At 64.4% G+C, this 19506-nt stretch carries 15 protein-coding genes; 10 read left to right on the top strand and 5 right to left on the bottom strand.

The genetic code is table 11. From position 1 onward, the window contains the following. Positions 1-8: 8 nt before the first annotated feature. The gene (locus QYS36_RS03400; protein WP_308838161.1) at positions 9-1664 is read right to left on the bottom strand and encodes a methyl-accepting chemotaxis protein; all 1656 of its coding nucleotides are present in this window, start codon (positions 1662-1664) and stop codon (positions 9-11) included. 297 nt (positions 1665-1961) lie between these two features. Then, the gene (locus QYS36_RS03395; protein WP_308838200.1) at positions 1962-2909 is read right to left on the bottom strand and encodes an AraC family transcriptional regulator; all 948 of its coding nucleotides are present in this window, start codon (positions 2907-2909) and stop codon (positions 1962-1964) included. 172 nt (positions 2910-3081) lie between these two features. On the opposite strand from QYS36_RS03395, the gene QYS36_RS03390 reads away from it, so the two are divergent. The 3 genes from QYS36_RS03390 to QYS36_RS03380 all read left to right on the top strand — a co-directional run bounded on the left by QYS36_RS03390 (position 3082) and on the right by QYS36_RS03380 (position 4940). Then, positions 3082-3510: a hypothetical protein gene (locus tag QYS36_RS03390; protein ID WP_308838160.1), complete on the top strand. Its 429-nt coding sequence runs from the start codon at positions 3082-3084 to the stop codon at positions 3508-3510. Positions 3511-3637: 127 nt separating this feature from the next. Continuing rightward, positions 3638-4279, top strand: a complete 642-nt coding sequence (locus QYS36_RS03385) for a hypothetical protein (protein WP_308838159.1) — start codon at positions 3638-3640, stop codon at positions 4277-4279. Continuing rightward, positions 4272-4940, top strand: a complete 669-nt coding sequence (locus tag QYS36_RS03380) for a hypothetical protein (protein WP_308838158.1) — start codon at positions 4272-4274, stop codon at positions 4938-4940. Before QYS36_RS03385 ends, QYS36_RS03380 begins: the two co-directional genes overlap by 8 nt. On the opposite strand, the gene QYS36_RS03375 is transcribed toward QYS36_RS03380, so the two are convergent. Both QYS36_RS03375 and mapR read right to left on the bottom strand, forming a co-directional pair. Next, complete coding sequence (locus tag QYS36_RS03375) at positions 4901-5953, bottom strand: DUF1176 domain-containing protein (RefSeq protein WP_308838157.1); 1053 nt, start codon at positions 5951-5953, stop codon at positions 4901-4903. The two genes, QYS36_RS03380 and QYS36_RS03375, sit on opposite strands and share 40 nt — an antisense overlap. A gap of 105 nt (positions 5954-6058) precedes the next feature. Then, positions 6059-7468, bottom strand: coding sequence for a GntR family transcriptional regulator MpaR (gene mapR, locus QYS36_RS03370; protein ID WP_308838156.1), 1410 nt, complete (start codon positions 7466-7468; stop codon positions 6059-6061). Positions 7469-7753: 285 nt separating this feature from the next. Here mapR and QYS36_RS03365 point away from each other — a divergent pair, with 285 nt between their 5' ends. The 7 genes from QYS36_RS03365 to QYS36_RS03335 all read left to right on the top strand — a co-directional run bounded on the left by QYS36_RS03365 (position 7754) and on the right by QYS36_RS03335 (position 18976). Further along, on the top strand, positions 7754-9424 hold the full coding sequence (locus QYS36_RS03365) for a nitrite/sulfite reductase (RefSeq protein WP_308838155.1): 1671 nt from the start codon (positions 7754-7756) through the stop codon (positions 9422-9424). Further along, positions 9421-9936 carry a DUF934 domain-containing protein gene (locus QYS36_RS03360; RefSeq protein ID WP_308838154.1) on the top strand — a complete coding sequence of 172 codons (516 nt, stop codon included), beginning with the start codon at positions 9421-9423 and terminating at the stop codon, positions 9934-9936. The genes QYS36_RS03365 and QYS36_RS03360 overlap by 4 nt, the downstream gene beginning before the upstream one ends. A gap of 52 nt (positions 9937-9988) precedes the next feature. Continuing rightward, a complete protein-coding gene (cyoB, locus tag QYS36_RS03355; protein WP_308838153.1) occupies positions 9989-11944 on the top strand; it encodes a cytochrome o ubiquinol oxidase subunit I in 1956 nt (651 codons plus the stop codon). Positions 11945-12258: 314 nt separating this feature from the next. Next, positions 12259-14496, top strand: a complete 2238-nt coding sequence (locus tag QYS36_RS03350; protein ID WP_308838152.1) for a TonB-dependent siderophore receptor — start codon at positions 12259-12261, stop codon at positions 14494-14496. Between the two features lie 269 nt (positions 14497-14765). Then, entirely contained in the window at positions 14766-15524 is a 759-nt protein-coding gene (locus QYS36_RS03345) for a transporter substrate-binding domain-containing protein (protein WP_308838151.1), read from the top strand. 156 nt (positions 15525-15680) lie between these two features. Further along, the gene (locus QYS36_RS03340; RefSeq protein ID WP_308838150.1) at positions 15681-18134 is read left to right on the top strand and encodes a PAS domain-containing protein; all 2454 of its coding nucleotides are present in this window, start codon (positions 15681-15683) and stop codon (positions 18132-18134) included. Positions 18135-18793: 659 nt separating this feature from the next. Beyond that, positions 18794-18976, top strand: coding sequence for a hypothetical protein (locus tag QYS36_RS03335; RefSeq protein WP_308838149.1), 183 nt, complete (start codon positions 18794-18796; stop codon positions 18974-18976). Between the two features lie 12 nt (positions 18977-18988). Here the strand turns inward: QYS36_RS03335 and QYS36_RS03330 are convergent, their stop codons facing one another. Continuing rightward, entirely contained in the window at positions 18989-19474 is a 486-nt protein-coding gene (locus QYS36_RS03330; protein WP_308838148.1) for a hypothetical protein, read from the bottom strand. Positions 19475-19506 lie beyond the last annotated feature (32 nt).

Below are 19506 nucleotides of genomic sequence, written 5' to 3'. Positions count from 1 at the left end.
GAGGCCCGTCAAAGACGAAAGCGCGCGATGTTCTGCCTGAGCGCCTCGCTGATCCGCGCCAGGCTTTCGCTTTCCTGCTGGGCGTGCTGAAAGGCCGCCGCGGATTGCTCGGTGCTGTCGCGCATGGACACCACACCACGGCTGATTTCCTCGGCGACCGCGCTCTGCTGCTCGGCCGCCGTGGCGATCTGCTGGTTCATGCCGTTGATGCGCTCGATCATCGCCACGATCCGCGCCACCGCCTCACCCGCTTCGGATACTCCACCTACCGATTGGCTGCTGGAGTCCTGGCAGCGTTGCATGTAGCCCGCCGTTTCGTCAGCAATCGCCTGCAGGCTGGCGATCAGCCCCTCGATCTCGGCGGTGGCTTGCTGGGTACGCCGGGCCAGGCTGCGTACTTCGTCGGCAACCACGGCAAAGCCCCTGCCTGCTTCGCCGGCCCGGGCCGCTTCAATGGCGGCGTTGAGCGCCAGCAGGTTGGTCTGGTCGGCCACCGATTTGATCACGTCAAGCACGCTGCCAATGTTGGTACTTTCGGTTTTCAACCGCGCCATGGCCTCACTGGAGCTGTCGATCACCTTCGCCAGCTCGCCTATCAGGTTTACCGCCTGGCCGGCCTTGTGCTGGCTCAGCAGCGCGGCTTCATCGGCCTCGCCGGCCGCCTGGGCGGCTGACTCGGCGTTGCGCGCTACATCCTGAACCGTTGTTGCCATTTCATGCACCGCGGTGACGATATGCTCTACCTCGCGCTGGGCCTGGGCAACGCTCTCGGCATTGCGCAGGCTCGATTCGCTCAGTTCCTGGCTGGAGTGGGCAACGGTGCGTGAGGAACTGTCGATGCCCTGAGTCACCTCGCGCAGGTTCGTTTGCATGCGCTGCAATGCCGAGAGCACGCTGTCCTGTGAACCCGCCCGGGGCTGTTCCGTGGCACGCAGGTCGCCCTCGGCGACGCGTTGGGCGATCTGGTTGAGGTCCTTGGGTTCGGCACCCAGGGAGCGCAGCAGTGAGCGACTGATCAGGTGGCCCAGCACGGCCGCGAGGATGAAACTCGATGCGGTGATGACCAGCAGAATGTTGCGCTGGTGCTGCGAGTGCGCCTCGTTGTCGGCAACCCGTTGATCGGCCACCGCGGTGGTGTAGGCCAGGTATTGGTCGATCACCCCGGTCAACTCCTCGAGCAGCGGCGTGCACTGTTCGCTGACCATGCGCAGGGCCTCGGCATCCTCGCCCTTGAACAGGTGTTCGGCAATGGTGTGGGCCACCGGGCGGTACCGCCCCTCGAGCGCTTCGATGTGCGCCATTATTTCCCGGCCTTCGGCCGATACATCGCTATGCGTGGCGATGGCCTGGCGTAGTGCCGCGAGGCTATCGTCCACCTGCTTCTCGCGCGCTTCGATTGCGCCGCGCTTGCTCTCGCGCTCTGCCGGCGCGGTATTGAGCGCCAGGTTGCGAAGCTCGATGGCCCGGCTCTTCACCGTATCGCTGAGCTTGCTGGCCAGGCGCGCGCGGGCCTCGACGCCGCCGATATAGGTGGAGAATTCGCGGTCGGCGGTGGTGAGGTTATACAGCGAGACGCCGGCAATCAGCAGCATCAGCGCCAGCAGGCAGGCGTAACTGGCATAAAGCAGACTGCGTGTGGAGAGGCGAAGGGCAGAGGGGGGCATAGGGACACCTGCTGAGCATGTGGACGATCCAGTATTCAGGTGCGCGCACGTCGGGTGACCGGGCCTGGATGACAGCAGGGCCCCGGCTTCGCCCTATCCGGTCTTGGTGAAGAGTGATGCTCTCGGCAACTGGTGCTGAAGCATGCCCCCGACTCGATTCATGCGCCGCGCCGCCCTGTCTCCGAGCGGCTTTTACCTTATCGAGTCTAGAGCAGATTGGCGAAGTTGCTCCTTGCTCCGGCACACCCGGTAAAAGGCTTCTGAACCGGTCGCGTCAGTGACGCGCGCGCCGCTTCGCTAGCGTTCCGCCCCCGGTGGGTGGCCGAAATGCGCGCGGTACGCATGGCTGAAGTTGGCCGGGCTGGTGTAGCCCAGGCGATAGGCGATCTGCGCCACCTGCCATTTGCGCTGGCGTAGCAGCGTGCGGGCCAGCTCCATGCGCTGCTGGCGCACGTACTGCAGCATGGATTGACCGAATACCTGGGCGAAGGCCCGGCGCAAGGTGGTTTCGCCGACCCCCAGCTGCTGCGCCAGGGCCTGGCTGCCCGGCGGCTGTTCCAGGCTGGCATCGAGCAACCGGCGCGCTTCATGGGCCAGGTCGCGCTGGCCGCGAACCGGCTGCGGCGCGGCCGTGGTACGGCCCTTGAAGTGTGCGGCCAGCTCCACCAGCACGGCCAGGCTCAGGCTCTCCTGATGCAGGCGTTCCAAGGCGCCGTGATAGGGCGATTGGTAAAGCCGTTGCAGCAGCCCGCCGAGTGCCTTGCAGCGCTGCAGCTCGGTAAAACGGATGCCGTCGTCGAGCAGGCCGAGCAGCGGTTGCAGGTCAGGGTCCGCTTCGGCCAGTTCATGCAGGTAGTCGCCGGCGATGCGCAGCCCGGCCATGCGCGCGTGGCTGCCGGCCGGCAACTGATCGACCGCCTCCATGCATTCGCTGACGCCCAGCACACGGGGCGTGCCGGGCGTGTAGCGGTGCAGTTGCCCGTCAACCCGGTGCTCCCATTTGCCGTCGAGCACCTGCACGATGCACAGGCTGCCGGGCAGTACCTTGTGAATGCGCAGCGGCTCGGGGAACTGCAGGTCGCAGTCGAAATACTGCAGGTGCGGGCGCACGGTGCGCGCGCGGTAGTGACCGATGGCACTGCCCATCACCCGCGGGGTGCTGGGGTCGAACACCCCTGCCTTGGCCAGCGCGGAGGGATGGTCGAAGCAGAATTGCGTGTCCAGGTAAGGGGTCCAGCGTTGCATCGGGAAGGGCGTATCCATGGGTGGCGGTCGACACACTTTGACATCTTACTGCGATCGACCTTCGACCGTCAGTCATTGTGATCGAGCGCTTTATTGTTGTGGGCCGCGGCTGTGCTGCTAGCCACGCTGCATCACGTTGATTTCAATGGTCGATTTCAACGGGAGTAGATGCATGATGATTTTCGCGAGAAGTACCGCGTTGCTGGCCATGCTGCTGGCGCTTGCCAGCGGTTTTGTACAGGCCGAGGAGCGTCCGGAGGTGGCGCCCAAGGTGGTGGCGTTTTCCGGCGAGCAGGGCGTGAAGGTGTGGACCTTGCGCATCGGCGCACGGAGCGAGAACCGGGCCCTGGTGCAGGTCGAAGGCGTGGACCATGGCTGGGACATGCGTATCCAGCGTATGGATGTGGAAAAAAATGCCGACGACACGCGTTACAGCACCCAGGTCGATGGCAACAAGTTCGTGGTGCTACTGGTGCGCAACGGCTGGGGCGAGCTGTACCTGCCGGGTGAGGCGAAGCCCTTGATGGTCGGCTATGACAACAGCCTCTCGGAGCAGGGCAACGCCCAGGCCTTTCTTACCGACTACCTGCAGGGCCAGTGACACGCTTGGCGCGGACGGCAGAGTTTCGAGCGGGCGGCTGATTGTTGTGAGTAGCAGCCGCTGCGCTGCCCAGGCTGTGCGGCGAATCGGATAATCCTGGCATCATGTCTATGCGAGGATTTTTCCGATGAGCCAGCCCCAGTCGTCCAACTTCTCCGGTGAAGGCACTGCCTACCCGCGTGGTGCCCAGCGCGACGCCGTGATCGCCGAACTCACCCAGGTCATCGAGCGGGTGCCGGAGCAGATGGAGTTCACCAACACCAAGCGTTACTGGGTACTCGGTCCGGTGCTGACCCTGGGCGCGCTGGGCATCCTGTGGGGCGGCTTCAGTATCGGCAAGACCGGCCTGATGATTTGCGGTGGCTTCTTGACGCTGTTCTTCCTGTTGCTCACCTGGCAGCACCGCAACGCCGGCCGCGAGGTGTTCATGCGCCTGACCCGCCGCGAACTGCAGCACAGCGCACTCAGCGGGCCCATCGACCTGACCGATGTGGTCGACGTATTCGTCAAGGACGAAGGCCTGGTAACCCTGCAGAAGCTGACCCTGAGCGAAACCGCTGTGCTGCCCACCCATCGCCCGGTATCGGTGCTGTTCGGCAACCAGGCGATGGTGCTGAAAAAGCCTCGGCCGCATGTGCGCATCAACTCCGCCGGCGTGGCCAGCGGTGGCAGCAAGCTCGCTATCGATGACCTGGCCGCGCTGCTGACCGCCTACGTGCAAGCCGCCCTGGCCCAGCAGCAGCTCGATGCCCTGAAACAACATGGATGATGCCAGCCGCCAGGCGCTGCTGAGCGAACTTCAGGCTCACGCCGACGGCCCGCAGCAGCGTTGCGAAATCCACGAGCGGGCCTCCGGGCAAGCGCTCTTCAGCGCCTTTGGGGCCGCGCTGCTGCTGTTCGTCGGCGGCTGGCTGGTCAGCCTGCCGAGTCTGATCCATATGCGTTCCGCGCAGTGGCTGTGCTGGGTGCCCGGCGCCTTGCTGCTCGCGGCGGGTCTGCTGCTGCTCGCCTGTGCCGAGGCGTTCAGCCGCCGCAACGGCCGTTGCGTGATGGTGCTGAGCGCCGACAGCGTGCAGTTCGCCAACGCCGGCGAGGCCACGCCTTGGGCGTGCTTCGATGGGTTCGAGATCGACCAGCGCCCGTTGCGCATGGCGCTGGTGTTCTCGCTGATGGCCGGGCAGCGCGTGCCGGGGCTTGCGCCGCCGTGCTTCAAATCGCTGGCCGCGCCGGATGCGCGTCCGGTCGCCGCTGGCATGCGCCTGCGGCTGTGGCTGTTCAATCCGATGCTGGACGGTAGGCGCCTGGATTTCGAGGAGCTGGCAGGGCTGCTCGACGAGTACCTGCAGGCGGCGCAGGCGCGCCGCACCCTGGGCAAGCTGTTCCCGGAGGTTCAGCGCTTCTCGGCAGTGCGCCACAGCACCGGCCAGTAGGCCGAATCCAGGCCGATACAGGTGCCCAGCATGCTGGCGTGGATCGGCGCGAAGCCCTTGCCGTCGTAACGCCAGCGCTGGGTGAAGCCGCAGCCACCCATGCCCATGGCCAATGTGAAACTGCTCAGGTCACCACTGGCCGGGTCGAACCCGACGCTGCCATTGGGTGGCAGATCCTCGAAGACGGGTATTTCGGCGATGCTCGCCTTGCGCGCCTGCTGCGGATGGTCGAGCGGCGCCTGGTACAGACTGTAGTTGCAGTTGTAGGCGCCGCAGCCGGTCTTGAGGATGACCAGTGCCTCGCGGTCACTGAGGGCGAAGGCCTGGCCCTCTGGGAGCCCGTCCTCATACATCTCGGGCTGCCAGTCGCTGCGCATCGCCTCGCGCACCGCGGCCAGCACGCGCTTGCTGTCGGCATCGCTCAGCGGCTTGGGCGCCTGCCAGGTTGGTGCAGGAGGCGCGGCCGGGGCAGTTGGTACGCTGCTCGCCGGGTTGCTGCCCTTGCGCAGCAGCGCCGTGGTGGTGCCCAGGCGGCCCTGTACCGAATCCATCAGCAGCAGCGCCGCGCTCATGCCGTTGAGCGAGGTCACGGCGTTGCCATGGGCGGTGGGCAGCAGCAGCCTCTGGCCATTTCGCAGCTCGGCGATCAGCGCTTCGGCGGCGGCTCCCTGGGCGTTGTACACCTCGGGCACCGCGCCCTCGGTCAACTGGCCTGGCTGCAGCTTCACCTGCAGCGGCTTGCCATCGAGCAGCGGCTGGCCGCTGGCTTCGTTGTAGCTGAATAACCCGACGCGCACCGCGCCCTCGGGGCCAGCCTCGCGGGAAACGCTCAGGCTCCACGTCGGTGTGGCGTCGGCTTGGTTCTCGGCCGCGTTGGATATCGCCGTGCACTGGCGGGTGTTGTCGCACGCCACCAGCCAGTCCTTGAGGTTGCTGTACAGCGGCACCTGTTCGGCGGCGCTGGCGCTGCTCGCGGCCAGGGCAACGAGCAGGGCAAGGGTGCTACGGGTCATGGCTGATCCTGGGCGATGAAAACCGCCATTAGGGCAGGTTTTCCCACCGCTGCCTATCGGCTGGCCGCTGCGCACAACAGACTGGGCGTGGCGCACATCTGCGGCTCAGAACGAGGCGATGATCCGTCCCAGGGTTGCCATGGCCTGTTCGCTCCCGGCGTTCCACGGGTGGCCGTGGTTGAGCCGCGCGCAATGGCCGAAGCCGCGAGTGGCCGAGAAGATCGGCCCCGGCGCCAGGCTGATGCCCTGGGCCAGCGCCAGGCGGAACAGCTGCAGGGCGTCGACGCGCTCGGAAAACTCGAACCACAGAAAGTAGCCCCCACTGGGCCGCGTCACCCGGGTGTCCGCCGGGAAGTGCCGCGCGGCCGAGGCGAGCATCGAGCCCTGCTGGCTTTCCAGCTGGTGGCGCAGCTTGCGCAAGTGGCGGTCGTAACCGCCATGCAGCAGGTAGTCGGCCAGTGCCGCCTGGGCGGGTACCGAAGGCGAGATGGTGGTCATCAGCTTGAGCCGCGCGATGCGCTGGGCGTAGCGCCCGCCGGCCACCCAGCCGACCCGGTAACCGGGCGCCAGGCATTTGGAAAACGAGCCGCAGTGCATCACCAGCCCTTCGCGGTCGAAGCTCTTTACCGGCTTTGGCGGCTGGGCGCCGTAATGCAGTTCGGCGTACACGTCGTCTTCGATCAGCGGCACCTGATGGCGCTGCAGCAGTTCATAGAGCCCTGCCTTCTTGGCGTCGCTCATGCTCGCGCCGAGCGGGTTCTGCAGACTGCTCATGAACCAGCAGGCCTTGATCGGCAGGCGCTGCAGGCTGTCGGCCAGGCTGTCCAGGTCGATGCCTTCGCGCGGGTGCACGGGGATTTCCACGGCCTTGAGCTTGAGCCGCTCCAGCACCTGCAACGTGGCGTAGAACGCCGGGCTCTCGATGGCCACCAGGTCGCCGGGCTCGGTCACCGACTGCAGGCACAGGTTGAGCGCTTCCATGGCGCCGGTGGTGATCACCAGTTCTTCCAGCGGCAGGCGCACGCCGCTGAGCATGTAGCGCAGGGCGATCTGCCGGCGCAGATCAGGGTTGCCCTCGGTCATGTCGGCGATCACCGCGTGGCTGGGCATGTCGCGCACGCTCTGCGCCATGGAGCGGGCCAGGCGTGGCAGCGGGAACAGCTCCGGGCTGGGGAACGCCGAGCCGAACGGCACGGTGTGCGGATCCTTCAGCGAACCGAGCACCGAGAACACCAGTTCGCTGACGTCCACGTCGGTCGCCTGCGCGGCGCCGGTGCGCTGCTGCGGTTCGTGCAGCGGGCGCTTGGCGTGCTCGCACACGAAATAGCCGGAGCGCGCACGCGCCTGGATCAGACCGCGATCCTCGAGCAGGTAATAAGCCTGGAATACGGTGGAAGCGCTGACGCCGTAGGTGCGGCTGGCGTGGCGCACCGAGGGTACTTTCTCGCCGGGCGCCAACAGGCCCGAGCGGATCAGGGCGGCGATCTCGTCGGCGAGTTTTTCGTAGCGTTTCATGGCGTACCCGATGCGCAATGAGTGGGTGGTGCAGCGACAGTGCGCTGGGCGAGAGATGTTACAGAAGATATCAGATATAGGGATCGATGATTTTTGCATATCAGACAGAGGCGCCTGTCAACTGGTGCTTTCCCGCCAATAAATCCAAGTAGATAGCGCTGGATACGATCTGCAGAAATCCATCTGATATGGTTTTTTGCGAATTATCTGAGGCTGTTTTGATTTGGCCCGCTTGCCCATAGTGGCGGCCCTGTCTGCCGCGTTCCACGGCGCAAGGGGCCTCTCATGTATCACTACGACGAATACGACCATGCGCTGGTGCGCGAACGGGTCGCGCAGTTTCGCGACCAGGTGCAACGGCGCCTCAGCGGCGAGCTGAGCGAGGAGGAATTCCTGCCGCTGCGCCTGCACAACGGCCTGTACCTGCAGAAGCACGCCTACATGCTGCGCGTGGCGATTCCCTACGGCACCCTGTCGGCACGCCAGTTGCGCACCCTGGCCAGCATCGCGCGGGACTACGACCGCGACTACGGCCACTTCACCACGCGGCAGAACATCCAGTTCAACTGGATCGAACTGGAGCAGGTGCCGGACATTCTCGAGCGCCTGGCCGAGGTCGAGATGCACGCTATCCAGACCTCCGGCAACTGTGTACGCAACATCACCACCGAAGCCTTCGCCGGGGTGGCGGCCGACGAGTTGCTCGACCCGCGGCCGCTGGCCGAGATCCTCCGGCAGTGGTCGACGGTCAACCCGGAATTCCTGTTCCTGCCGCGCAAATTCAAGATCGCCCTGTGCGCCGCCGAGCAGGATCGCGCCGCGGTGCCGATGCACGATGTCGGCCTGTACCTATACCGCGATGCGGCCGGTGAGCTGCTGGCGCGGGTGATGGTCGGCGGCGGGCTGGGGCGCACACCGATCCTCAGCCAGGTGATTCGCGACGGCCTGCCGTGGCAGCACCTGTTGTCCTACGTCGAGGCGATCCTGCGGGTGTACAACCGCCACGGCCGGCGCGACAACAAGTACAAGGCGCGCATCAAGATTCTGGTCAAGGCGCTCGGTATCGAGGCCTTCGCCGCTGAAGTCGAAGCCGAGTGGCAGCACATCAAGGATGGCCCTGCCGAGCTGACCGACGCCGAGTACCGGCGCGTCGCGGCAGCCTTCGCGCCGCCGCCTTATGCGGCGCTTGCGGATACCGATCTGGATTTCGGCACTGCCCTGGCCGGCGATGCCGCCTTTGCCCGCTGGGTGTCGCGCAACGTGCAGCCGCACAAGGTGCCGGGCTACGCCAGCGTGGTGCTGTCGACCAAACCTGGCGCCAGCCTGCCGCCAGGCGACGTGACTTCGGCGCAGATGGACGCCGTGGCCGGGCTGGCGGAGCGCTATGGTTTCGGCGAAATCCGCGTGGCCCACGAGCAGAACCTGGTGCTGCCCGATGTGCGCAAGGCCGACCTGCACGCGCTCTGGCAGCAGGCCGTCAGCGTCGGCCTGGGCAGCGCCAACATCGGCCTGCTCACCGACGTGATCGCCTGCCCCGGTGGCGATTACTGCGCCCTGGCCAACGCCAAGTCGATCCCCATCGCCCAGGCCATCCAGCAGCGTTTCGAGGATGCCGAAGCGCTGCACGCCCTGGGCGATATCAGCCTGAACATCTCCGGCTGCATGAATGCCTGCGGCCATCACCACATCGGCAATATCGGCATCCTCGGCGTCGATAAGAACGGCAGCGAGTGGTACCAGGTGACCATCGGCGGCGCCCAGGGCAAGGCCAGTGCGCTGGGCAAGGTGATCGGCCCGTCGTTCAGCGCCGCCGAGGTGCCGGAGGTGATCGAGCGGCTGGTCGAGACCTTCGGCGAGCAGCGTCAGGGCGACGAACGCTTCATCGACACCGTGCAGCGCGTGGGCATCGAGCCCTTCAAGGCGCGGGTGTACCGCAAGGCGGAGGCGCCGGCATGAACAACCTGATCAGCCTGCGCGATGGTGCGGCACAGGTCGTCACCGATGATCCCTGGATTGTTCTGCGCGAAGACCATGCGCCCGCAGACAGCCCGCTGATTCTGCCCCTTGCGCGCTGGCGCGAACGCCAGGCCCCGGCGGTGCTGCAGGGCGCGGCAGTCAGCCGCGACGGCCTGCTGCTGGGCGCCGATGACGACCCCATGGAACTGCAGCCCTGGCTTGGCGTGCTGCCGCTGATCGCCATCGACTTCCCGAGTTTTCGCGATGGCCGCGGCTACAGCCAGGCCTACCTGCTGCGCACCCGCCTGGGCTGGCGCGGTGAGCTGCGTGCGGTCGGCGATGTACTGCGTGACCAACTCAGCCACATGCGCCAGTGCGGCTTCGACAGCTTCGCGGTGCGCGAGGACAAGCCCGTGCACGACGCCCTCAAGGGCCTCGCCGGCATGAGCGTGCAGTACGGCCGCTCGGTCATCGAGCCGCGCCCGCTGTTTCGCCGCCGCAGCCAATCCTGATTCCCACTGACCCAAGGAGCCCGCGCGCCGCCAGCCGGCGCCGTATCGACAGATGCTCGGAAAACTGACTCTCGACGCCATACCCCTGCACGAGCCCATCCTCGTCGTCACCATGATCATAGTGGCGCTCGGCGGCCTGGGCCTGTTCGCTGCGCTGACCTACTTCAGGAAGTGGGGCTGGCTGTGGCACGAATGGCTGACCTCGGTCGACCACAAGAAGATCGGCGTGATGTACGTGATCGTTGCCCTGATCATGCTGCTGCGCGGCTTCGCCGACGCCATCATGATGCGCACCCAGCTGGCCGTGGCCACCGGCGGTGCCGAGGGCTACCTGCCGCCCCATCACTACGACCAGATCTTCACCGCCCACGGCGTGATCATGATCTTCTTCGTCGCCACGCCCCTGGTGGTCGGCCTGATGAATATCGTCACGCCGCTGCAGATCGGCGCCCGCGACGTGGCCTTCCCGCTGCTCAACTCGCTGAGCTTCTGGCTGTTCGTCGGTGGCGTGCTGCTGACCAACATCTCGCTGTTCGTCGGCGAGTTCGCCATGACCGGCTGGGTGGCCTATCCACCGCTGTCGGGCATCGAGTACAGCCCGGGTGTCGGCGTCGACTACTTCATCTGGAGCCTGCAGCTTTCCGGCCTCGGCACGCTGCTCACCGGGGTCAACTTCCTGGTCACCATCCTCAAGATGCGCGCACCGGGCATGGGCCTGTTCCAGATGCCGATCTTCACCTGGACCATCCTCTGCACCAGCGTGATCATCTGCGCGGCGTTCCCGATCCTCACCGTGGCCCTGGCGATGCTGACCCTGGACCGCTACCTGGATTTCCACCTGTTCACCAACACCGCCGGCGGCAGCCCGATGATGTACGTGAACCTGGTGTGGGCCTGGGGCCACCCCGAGGTGTACCTGCTGATATTGCCGGCTTTCGGGGTGTTTTCCGAGGTGACCGCGACCTTCGCCCGCAAGCGCCTGTTCGGCTACCACTCGATGGTCTGGGCGACCGTGGCCATCACCCTGCTGTCGTTCGTGGTGTGGCTGCACCACTTCTTCACCATGGGCTCGGGGGCGAGCGTCAACGCCTTCTTCGGCATCATGACCATGGTCATCGCGGTACCCACCGGGGTGAAGATCTTCACCTGGCTGTTCACCATGTACCGCGGCCGGCTGGAGTTCACCACGCCGGTGCTGTGGACCCTGGGCTTCATCATCACCTTTTCCATCGGCGGCATGACCGGCGTGCTGCTGGCCGTGCCAGGCGCGGATTTCCTGCTGCACAACAGCCTGTTCCTGGTTGCCCACTTCCATAACGTGATCATCGGCGGCGCGGTGTTCGGCTACATGGCGGGCATCGCCTACTGGTTCCCGAAGGTGTTCGGCTTCCGGCTGCACGAGGGCTGGGGCAAGGCCTCGTTCTGGTGCTGGATCGTCGGTTTCTACCTGGCCTTCATGCCACTTTATATCTTGGGCTTTATGGGCATGACCCGGCGCCTGAACAGCAGCACCAATCCCGAGTGGGAACCCTACCTGTACGTGGCCGTGGTCGGCGCCGTGCTGATCGGCCTGGGCATTCTCTGCACGCTGATCCAGTTCGCGGTATCGATCATCAAGCGCCAGGAACTCGCCGACCACACCGGCGACCCGTGGAATGCCCGCACCCTGGAGTGGTCGACTTCGTCGCCTCCGCCGTTCTACAACTTCGCCGTCACCCCGCGCGGCGACCGCATCGACGAGTTCCACGAGCAGAAGCGCGACGGCCTCAAGCCTGCGGCAACGAAGTTCCGCCCCATCCATATGCCGCGCAACACCGGCATCGGCCTGATCGCCTCGGCATTCATGACCCTGATGTGCTTCGCGCTGATCTGGCATATCTGGTGGCTGGTGGGCGTGACCTTGGTGGCCAGCATCGCCTGCTTCATCGTGCGCAGCTATGACGAGGACACCGACTACTACGTGCAGCCGGAGGAGATTGCACGGATCGAGGCAGCGCGCAGCGCCTGACCCTATCGCTGATCACGGACACCCCTTGCCCGATGGGCACGGGGTGTTTTCGTTTATGGACCGGCAACGCCTTGAATAGGAATGTAAACGCATTGCAAATGTCATGAAATGCTATTTACAGTTGATACTCACTCGCATAGTCTCACGCGGATTTTGCCGATGTCATCCCGATATCGGTTCATTGCCAGCGTGAGTCCAGATCGTTCCGGCATGGAATTGCCGGGTGTGGAGTGCCCAGGGGAGCTTGTGCGGGGCACTCGCAGGTGTTCAGGGAATAGAGCGGTGACGTACGGCACGCTGTTGTCGGAGCCTTCATGTCCCATAACAAAACCACTCTGCAGCCCGATGCCGGTGTAGCGGCGCCGCGTCTGAATGTCTGTTCACTGGCCGTTGCCGTGCGCCTGGTGGCCGCCGGCGCGCTGTTCGCCGTACCGACCGCCCATGCCCAGCAAGCGGCCCAGGGCGGCGCGCTGGAGCTCGACGCCACGGCGATCACCGAAACCGTCACGCCTGCTGACGATGCCGTCACCGAAGGCACCCAGTCCTACACCAGCCGCTCGGCACGCACCGCCACGCCGCTGAACATGTCGCTGCGTGAAACCCCGCAGTCGGTGAGTGTGGTGACGCGCCAGCGTATCGAAGACCAGAACCTGCAGACCCTCACTGACCTGGTCAACAACGCGGTTGGCGTATCGATGAACCGTTATGAGACCGATCGTGGGCAGATCAATGCACGCGGCTTCGAACTCAACTCGCTGATGATTGATGGCGTGCCGACCATCTGGGAGCAGCCGTGGAGCTCGGGTGAGATCTTCAATAGCCTGGCCGCGTATGACCGCGTTGAAGTGGTACGCGGTGCCAATGGTCTGATGACCGGCGTTGGTGACCCCTCTGCTTCGCTGAACATGGTGCGCAAACGCGCCAGCAGCCGGGAACTCACTGGTTCCGTAGAAGCCAGTGCTGGTTCATGGGACACCTATGGCACAAAAGGTGATCTTTCCATGCCGTTGAACGAGAGCGGTACCGTGCGTGCTCGCCTGGTAGGCGAGTTGAACGATGGTGACAGCTGGATCGATATGAAATCGACCCGGCGTGAAACGCTCTACGGCACCATGGATATCGACCTCACGCCCGACACCACGCTGTGGTTCGGTTTGAGCCACCAGACAACCGATACCAAGTCCCCCATGTGGGGCGGTCTGCCGGTCTGGTATGCGGACGGCACGCGTACCGACTGGAGCCGCTCCAAGACCTCATCTGCGGGCTGGAGCCGCTGGGAAACCACCTACGATACGTACTTCATCAATCTCGACCATACCTTCGCCAACGATTGGCAGGTCAATCTCAGCTATAGCCGAGGCGAGAAGAAGTCCGAGTCGAAGCTGCTCTATGTGTCCGGTAACCCTGTCAGGGGCGGCGGTACACCCGCTCTCTCGACATTCCCGGGTTGGTACGAGCCCGAAACGGTGCAGGACGACTACAGTATTCGCTTCAACGGCCCTGTCTCCTTGTTGGGGCGCGAACATGAAGTAGCTGTTGGTTATGTGAACAGCCAGCAGGACTTCGATGTTGATTACCACGCGCCAATAACCGGATTCGAAGGCATTGCCGACTTCGATAATTACAACGGCGCCTTTGCCGAGCCTTCCTGGTCTCCGCGGGCAAGCTACGGATACAGCGATGTTGAGCAAAAATCGTTTTTTGCGGCAACCCGTCTGAACCTGACCGACGACCTCAAGCTGATCCTCGGCGCTCGTGACACCAGTTATAAGAAGACCGCGGATGATATTTTCTCGGAAGTAAACAAGATCGACGCCAGCCATGAGCTGACCCCCTATGCCGGCGCGGTCTACGACCTGACCGAAAATGTCTCGGCTTACGTCAGCTATACCGAGATATTCCTGCCGCAGTCGGTGCGCGGTACTGATTTGAAAGCCCTGGATCCGATCGTTGGCGAGAGCTACGAGACCGGTTTGAAAACAGAGTTTCTCGATGGCCGACTGAACGCTTCTGCTGCCGTGTTCCAGATCAAGCAGAACAATCTTGGACAGAGCGTTGGGCCTCTCGCTGGAGGCCTGCCTGGCGAGCTCGGCTATGAGGGTACTGACGTAACCAGCAAAGGCTTCGAGTTGGAAGTGTCTGGCGAGCTTGCGGAAGGTTGGAATGCGACTGTCGGCTATACCCAGTTCAAAGTCCGGGACGCTGAAGGCGATGCAGCCAATACCCTCTACCCAACCAAGTTACTGCGCACGTTCACCACTTACCGGCTGCCAGGCGTGTTCAACAAACTGACCATAGGCGGCGGGGTCAACTGGCAGAATGACGTCTACACGGACGCTCGGAATCCGCAGAACGTCAACGAGCGGATCACCATCGATTCCTATGCGCTGGTCAATCTGATGGCGCGTTACGACATCACCGACAACCTGTCGGCGCAGTTGAATGCCGACAACGTGACCGACGAAAAATACTTCGATGTGTTCGATGCATTCGGCTCGATGACCTACGGCGCCCCTCGCAGCCTGACCGCCTCGGCGAAATACCGCTTCTGACCTGCCACGGCTGCGCGACCTGATGGTCGCGCAGCTCGCTTCACATCGATAACGCCTTTCAGCCCAGAACGCCGGGCAATGGCTCGGCCAAGGCAGGCGGCCGCCTCTTCGGGATCGAGTGCTGGTACCGGGCAAGCAGCCCCGGCATGCCATTCTTGGCTCGCCCCGTCGGTTATCCGACTCGCCAGCCAGCGCGCAAGCGGTCACTGCGGCTATGCTTGTAGCACCATCATCTGCCGCTCCGGCACCGCCACGAGTCCAGGCCCCTTGTGAAGCCCTTTCGACTGCCCCTTGCGCTGTTCTGCCTGCTAATCGGTGCCTTTGCCCGGGCCGAGCCCTATCAGATCCTCACCGAGGAGTGGGCGCCCTACAACTACCAGCAGGGCGACCAGCTGACCGGCATGGCCACCGAAGTCGTGCGCGCCATCATGACGTTGACCGGCGACGGTTTCGAGATCGTGGTGGTGCCGAGCATGCGTGCCACCCATGGGCTGATGAACCGCCCCAGAACCATCATGTATTCGCTGTTCCGCACGCCGGAGCGCGAGCCGCTGTTCAAATGGGTGGGGCCCATCGCCGAGGAGTCGATCTATCCCTACCAGTTGGCCGGGACGCCGCCTGTGGATTCCCTCGAGCAGCTGCGACAGGCGTCGAAACTCACCACCCGGCACGCCGGGCTCATCCCGCAGGTGCTCGAGTCCCGGGGCTTCGACAACCTGGAGAAGAGTGCCACCAGCAGTCAGCAGCTCTATCGCATGCTGCTGGCCGGGCGCACCGACATCATCGTCGGCGATACCGATGCCGGGGTGGCTTACTACAGTGCCCAGTTGGGCATCGCCCCCGGTACCCTGCGCCGGGTGCCGGTGGCGCTCTATCATTCTTCGCTGTATATCGCCTTCAGCAAGGACAGCGACGACAAGCGTGTTGCCGCCTGGGCCGATGCGCTCGAACAGCTGCGCCTCAGTGGCGAGCTGGCGCGTATTCAGCAGCGGTACCGGCGGCCGATGACCTATGGCCCTGCACCTTGAAGCTGGCCCTGCCTGGCGAGGCGTATCGATATAGTCGGAACTGCGCGCCGCCTGGCGCACTCTGTATCCGGCATCACCTGCCTGTTGGCCAAGGCCGCAGCTGTCTTCATCCCTGAGCGTCGTCGTTCAACTGCACTGGATATGAATGCGGGTCCCATGGAACAACGAGCGTTTCTGATCGGCGGCGGCGAGACCGGTGCGCTGATCCGTGATCACGACTGGTCGACATCCCCGCTGGGCGCCCCCACGGCATGGCCGCGTTCGCTGTGCAGCGCGCTGGAGCTGATGCTCGGCTCCCCGGAAAGCATGTACCTGGTCTGGGGGCCGGAGCTGACCTTCTTCTACAACGATGCTTATCGGCCGATGCTCGGGCCGCGGTTACCCAATGCCCTCGGGCAGCCGCTGCCCGTGCTGTGGGCCGATGCCTGGGAGGCCGTGCGCGTGCCCCTCGAGCAGGCCCTGCAGGGCCAGGCCGCACGCTTCATCGATGTGCCCATCGAGATGGCGCGGCGTGGCGAACCTGAGCAGACCTGGTGGAGCTACTCGTTTTCGCCGTTGCGTGACGATGCCGGGGAGATCGCCGGCGCACTGTGCTTTACCCGGGAAACCACCGAGCATGTCAACGCTGCGCAGGCACTGCGTGACAGCGAGCAACGCCTGGATGCGTTGATCCGCTCATCCTCCGAGGTGCGCTTTCACATCAGCGCCGACTGGAGTCAGTTGCACGAGCTCAATGGCGGCAACTTCATCCCCGACACGCAAAGCACCAACAGCAATTGGCTGGACGAGTACATTCCGGCGCACGCCCGGGACATGGTGCGCGCGGAAATCGCCCGGGCCCTCGAAACGGGCAGCTACCACATCGAACATCCGGTCAACCGTGTCGACGGCACCATCGGCTGGGCTCACGTGCGCGCCGTGCCGTTGTTCGCTGCCGATGGCACCGTTACCAGCTGGCTGGGCGCGGCCTCCGACATCAGTTCGCGCAAGGAGGCCGAAGCAGCGCTCAAGGCGCGGGAGGCGCAACTGCGCGAACTCAACGCCACCCTGGAGCAGCAGGTGGCGGAACGCACCACCAAGCTGCGGTTGTTCCGCGACGTGATCGAGGCCAACGCGGTGCCCATCTGCATCTTCGATACCGAGTGCCGGCAGATCGCCTTCAACCAGGCCCACGCCCGCGCCATGCGGGAGCTCTACGGCGTGGTGGTTCAGGGCGGCGAAGTGCTGCCCGAACTGGTCACCGCCGAGCAGGGCCAGGGCCTGCGCGGCTGCATGCAGCGCGCCTTGCGCGGCGAAACCTTCCGCGTGGCGGCCGAATATGGTCAGCCCAGCGGCGAGCGGCGCAGCTACGAACTTGCCTACACGCCGCTGCACGATGCCGACGGGCAGGTCATCGGGGCCTTCTACTTCGCCCACGACATCACCGAGCAGATCCGCTCGCAGCTGGAACTGGAACGTACCCAGTCGGCCCTGCGCCAGGCGCAGAAGCTCGAGGCGGTCGGCCAGCTCACCGGTGGCGTGGCCCACGACTTCAACAACCTGCTCACGGTCATCAGGTCGTCCAGCGACCTGCTCAAGCGCCCCGGGCTGCCGGACGAGAAGCGGCTGCGCTACATCGAGGCGATTTCCGATACGGTCGACCGTGCTTCGCGGCTGACCGGGCAGCTGTTGTCCTTCGCCAGGCGCCAGACCCTGCGGCCGGAAGTGTTCGCGGTGGGCGAAAGCCTGCGCGCGTTGACCGACATGCTGGAAACCCTCAACGGCACGCGCATCGAGCTTGCCCTGCAGATGCCCAGCCAGCCGTGCCACGTCTATGCCGATGCCAACCAGTTCGACACGGCCATCGTCAACCTGGCGCTCAACGCCCGCGACTCGCTCAACGGCGTGGGGCGCATCCAGATTCGGGTCAAGCCCTGCACGCAGATTCCGGCAGGCCGTATGGGGGTGGCGGTCAACGGTGATTTCGTTGCCGTGTCCATTACCGACACCGGTACGGGCATCGAGCCGGAGCACCTGGAAGCGATCTTCGAGCCGTTCTTCACCACCAAGGAGCTGGGCAAGGGCACCGGTCTGGGCCTGTCCCAGGTATTCGGTTTCGCCAAGCAGTCTGGCGGCGAGATCATGGTCGACAGTGTGGTAGGCGAGGGCACCACCTTCACGCTGTATCTGCCACGGGTCGCGGCACGTCCCTCGCCTCGCGCCAGGGTGGATGACCCGCAACCGCTGGCCGGCGCCCATGGAACCCGGGTGCTGGTCGTCGAGGACAATCCCGACGTTGGCAGCTTCTGCGTCAGCGCGCTGCTCGAGCTTGGTTACCAACCCACGCTGGCCACTAACGCCGAGCAGGCGCTGACCTGCCTGAGCGATGCGGCGCACGGCTTCGACGTGGTGTTTTCCGACGTGGTGATGCCGGGCATGAACGGCATCGACCTGGCCAAGGCGATCCACCGCAGCCACCCCTTGCTGCCGGTGATTCTCACCTCCGGCTACAGCGAGGTGCTGGCGCAGCAAGGCAGCCATGGCTTCGAGCTGCTGCACAAGCCGTATTCGGTGGACCAGCTGTCACGCATCCTGGCCGGGACGATTCAGCGCGCCGTGGCCCGCGACTGAGAGCCTGTTCACGGTCTTTCGGCTCGACTTCAGCGCGTTGACTGCAAAGTGGCGGGAGCGGCCATTTGCAGCGGTGGGCTAAAGCCCACCCTACAGATCGTGCCAGCCTCGTAGGGTGGGCTTCAGTCGTAGGGTGGACGACGCCTCATCCGTCCACCGCTCTGCGATCGCAATGGTGGATGAAAAGAGCGTCATCCACCCTACGCCTGCTTCTGCCTTGTAGCCTCGTAGGGTGGGCTTTAGCCCACCAATATGAGCAGGTTTGAAATCGCAGCACGAACGGCCGCTTTTGCCTTGTAGCAGCCTCTTTAATGTCGACTAAAAAGATCGTGAACAGGTTCTGAGCGAATGCAGCAGGTCTGGTCAGGCCTAGCGCCCTCGCCCCTCAGGTAAGCGACGTATGCCTTTGGCGAGTACGCTCTGGCAGGGCAAGCTGGCCAAAGGGTGGGCAAAGCGAATCAAGCGACCCGGCGGCCAGGCGCAAAACCCCATCGTGCCAGGCGCAGGGTCAATGGTGAGTGCCAAATCACCGACGGCGAACCCTTATTTGCCCGTTCGATGCCAACCTCACACGCTGCGAGCAATCCAAAATTTACCCAGCACTTCACCAGATGCCGGTTGGTCATAGCTGCAAGGTTACCAATCAGGAGTACGCCACGATGGCCGTGAGATTGAAGAAACTGCAGGGCAGCGACATACCCGAAGAGCACAGGCACCTGGGCGATGAGGAAATCTTCCAGGTGGTCAGTGCCGATGATCAGCAGCACTTCTTCGCCAGCGAGGCGGAGGCGGCGGCCAAGGTGGCGCAGCTTATCGAGAGCGAGCGCGACCGCGATTCGTAACTGCCGAGGCCGTTACTGGCGGGTCAGCACCAGCGGCTTTTCGGGCCCGGGGATGTGCACCTCGGTGTCGCTGATCACCTCCAGCGGTTCGCCCGCCTGGGGGAACAGCACGGCATCGCCCTTGATATCGCTGAAGATCATCACCGCGCCGTCGAAGGTATAACGGGCGGAGCCGGTGAATTGGTAGGTCTTGATATGCGCCGTCTTGGTGAGCACCTGGTCGTCGCCGAACGCGAAGCTGATGGTCATCGGGTAGCCGTCCTGCTCGACCTTGCCGGTATATAGCCCCTGGGGCAGCCCGGTCGGTGTCGGCCTGGCCTTGTAGGTATCGATCACCGCCATTTTCGCTGGGCTCACTGCCGGTGGGCTGCTGCGAAAGGCGTCCATCGATTTGCGGTGCTCGTAGGGCACGTACAGGGTGACGTAAGCGCCCCAGACGATAAGGCCGAGCACCATCAGGCTGAACAGGTGGCCGGAGCCACGCTGCGAGTTCTTCATCGGGTCATTCCTGCATTGCGGCAACTGGAGGC

It is taken from the genome of Pseudomonas sp. G34 (assembly GCF_031119625.1).
Taxonomy (GTDB): domain Bacteria; phylum Pseudomonadota; class Gammaproteobacteria; order Pseudomonadales; family Pseudomonadaceae; genus Aquipseudomonas.
Note: the sequence above shows the minus strand (reverse complement) of the source record. Positions and strands in the feature narration are given on the sequence as shown.

Bases quoted from the DNA above. Each gene is read 5' to 3' on its own strand.
- cyoB (WP_308838153.1), top strand. From the start codon at position 9,989: ATGCTCGGAAAACTGACTCTCGACGCCATACCCCTGCACGAGCCCATC.
- QYS36_RS03375 (WP_308838157.1), bottom strand. From the start codon at position 5,953: ATGACCCGTAGCACCCTTGCCCTGCTCGTTGCCCTGGCCGCGAGCAGC.
- QYS36_RS03365 (WP_308838155.1), top strand. From the start codon at position 7,754: ATGTATCACTACGACGAATACGACCATGCGCTGGTGCGCGAACGGGTC.
- QYS36_RS03380 (WP_308838158.1), top strand. From the start codon at position 4,272: ATGGATGATGCCAGCCGCCAGGCGCTGCTGAGCGAACTTCAGGCTCAC.
- QYS36_RS03385 (WP_308838159.1), top strand. From the start codon at position 3,638: ATGAGCCAGCCCCAGTCGTCCAACTTCTCCGGTGAAGGCACTGCCTAC.
- QYS36_RS03340 (WP_308838150.1), top strand. From the start codon at position 15,681: ATGGAACAACGAGCGTTTCTGATCGGCGGCGGCGAGACCGGTGCGCTG.
- QYS36_RS03335 (WP_308838149.1), top strand. From the start codon at position 18,794: ATGGCCGTGAGATTGAAGAAACTGCAGGGCAGCGACATACCCGAAGAG.
- QYS36_RS03400 (WP_308838161.1), bottom strand. From the start codon at position 1,664: ATGCCCCCCTCTGCCCTTCGCCTCTCCACACGCAGTCTGCTTTATGCC.
- QYS36_RS03390 (WP_308838160.1), top strand. From the start codon at position 3,082: ATGATGATTTTCGCGAGAAGTACCGCGTTGCTGGCCATGCTGCTGGCG.
- mapR (WP_308838156.1), bottom strand. From the start codon at position 7,468: ATGAAACGCTACGAAAAACTCGCCGACGAGATCGCCGCCCTGATCCGC.
- QYS36_RS03330 (WP_308838148.1), bottom strand. From the start codon at position 19,474: ATGAAGAACTCGCAGCGTGGCTCCGGCCACCTGTTCAGCCTGATGGTG.
- QYS36_RS03360 (WP_308838154.1), top strand. From the start codon at position 9,421: ATGAACAACCTGATCAGCCTGCGCGATGGTGCGGCACAGGTCGTCACC.
- QYS36_RS03350 (WP_308838152.1), top strand. From the start codon at position 12,259: ATGTCCCATAACAAAACCACTCTGCAGCCCGATGCCGGTGTAGCGGCG.
- QYS36_RS03395 (WP_308838200.1), bottom strand. From the start codon at position 2,909: ATGCAACGCTGGACCCCTTACCTGGACACGCAATTCTGCTTCGACCAT.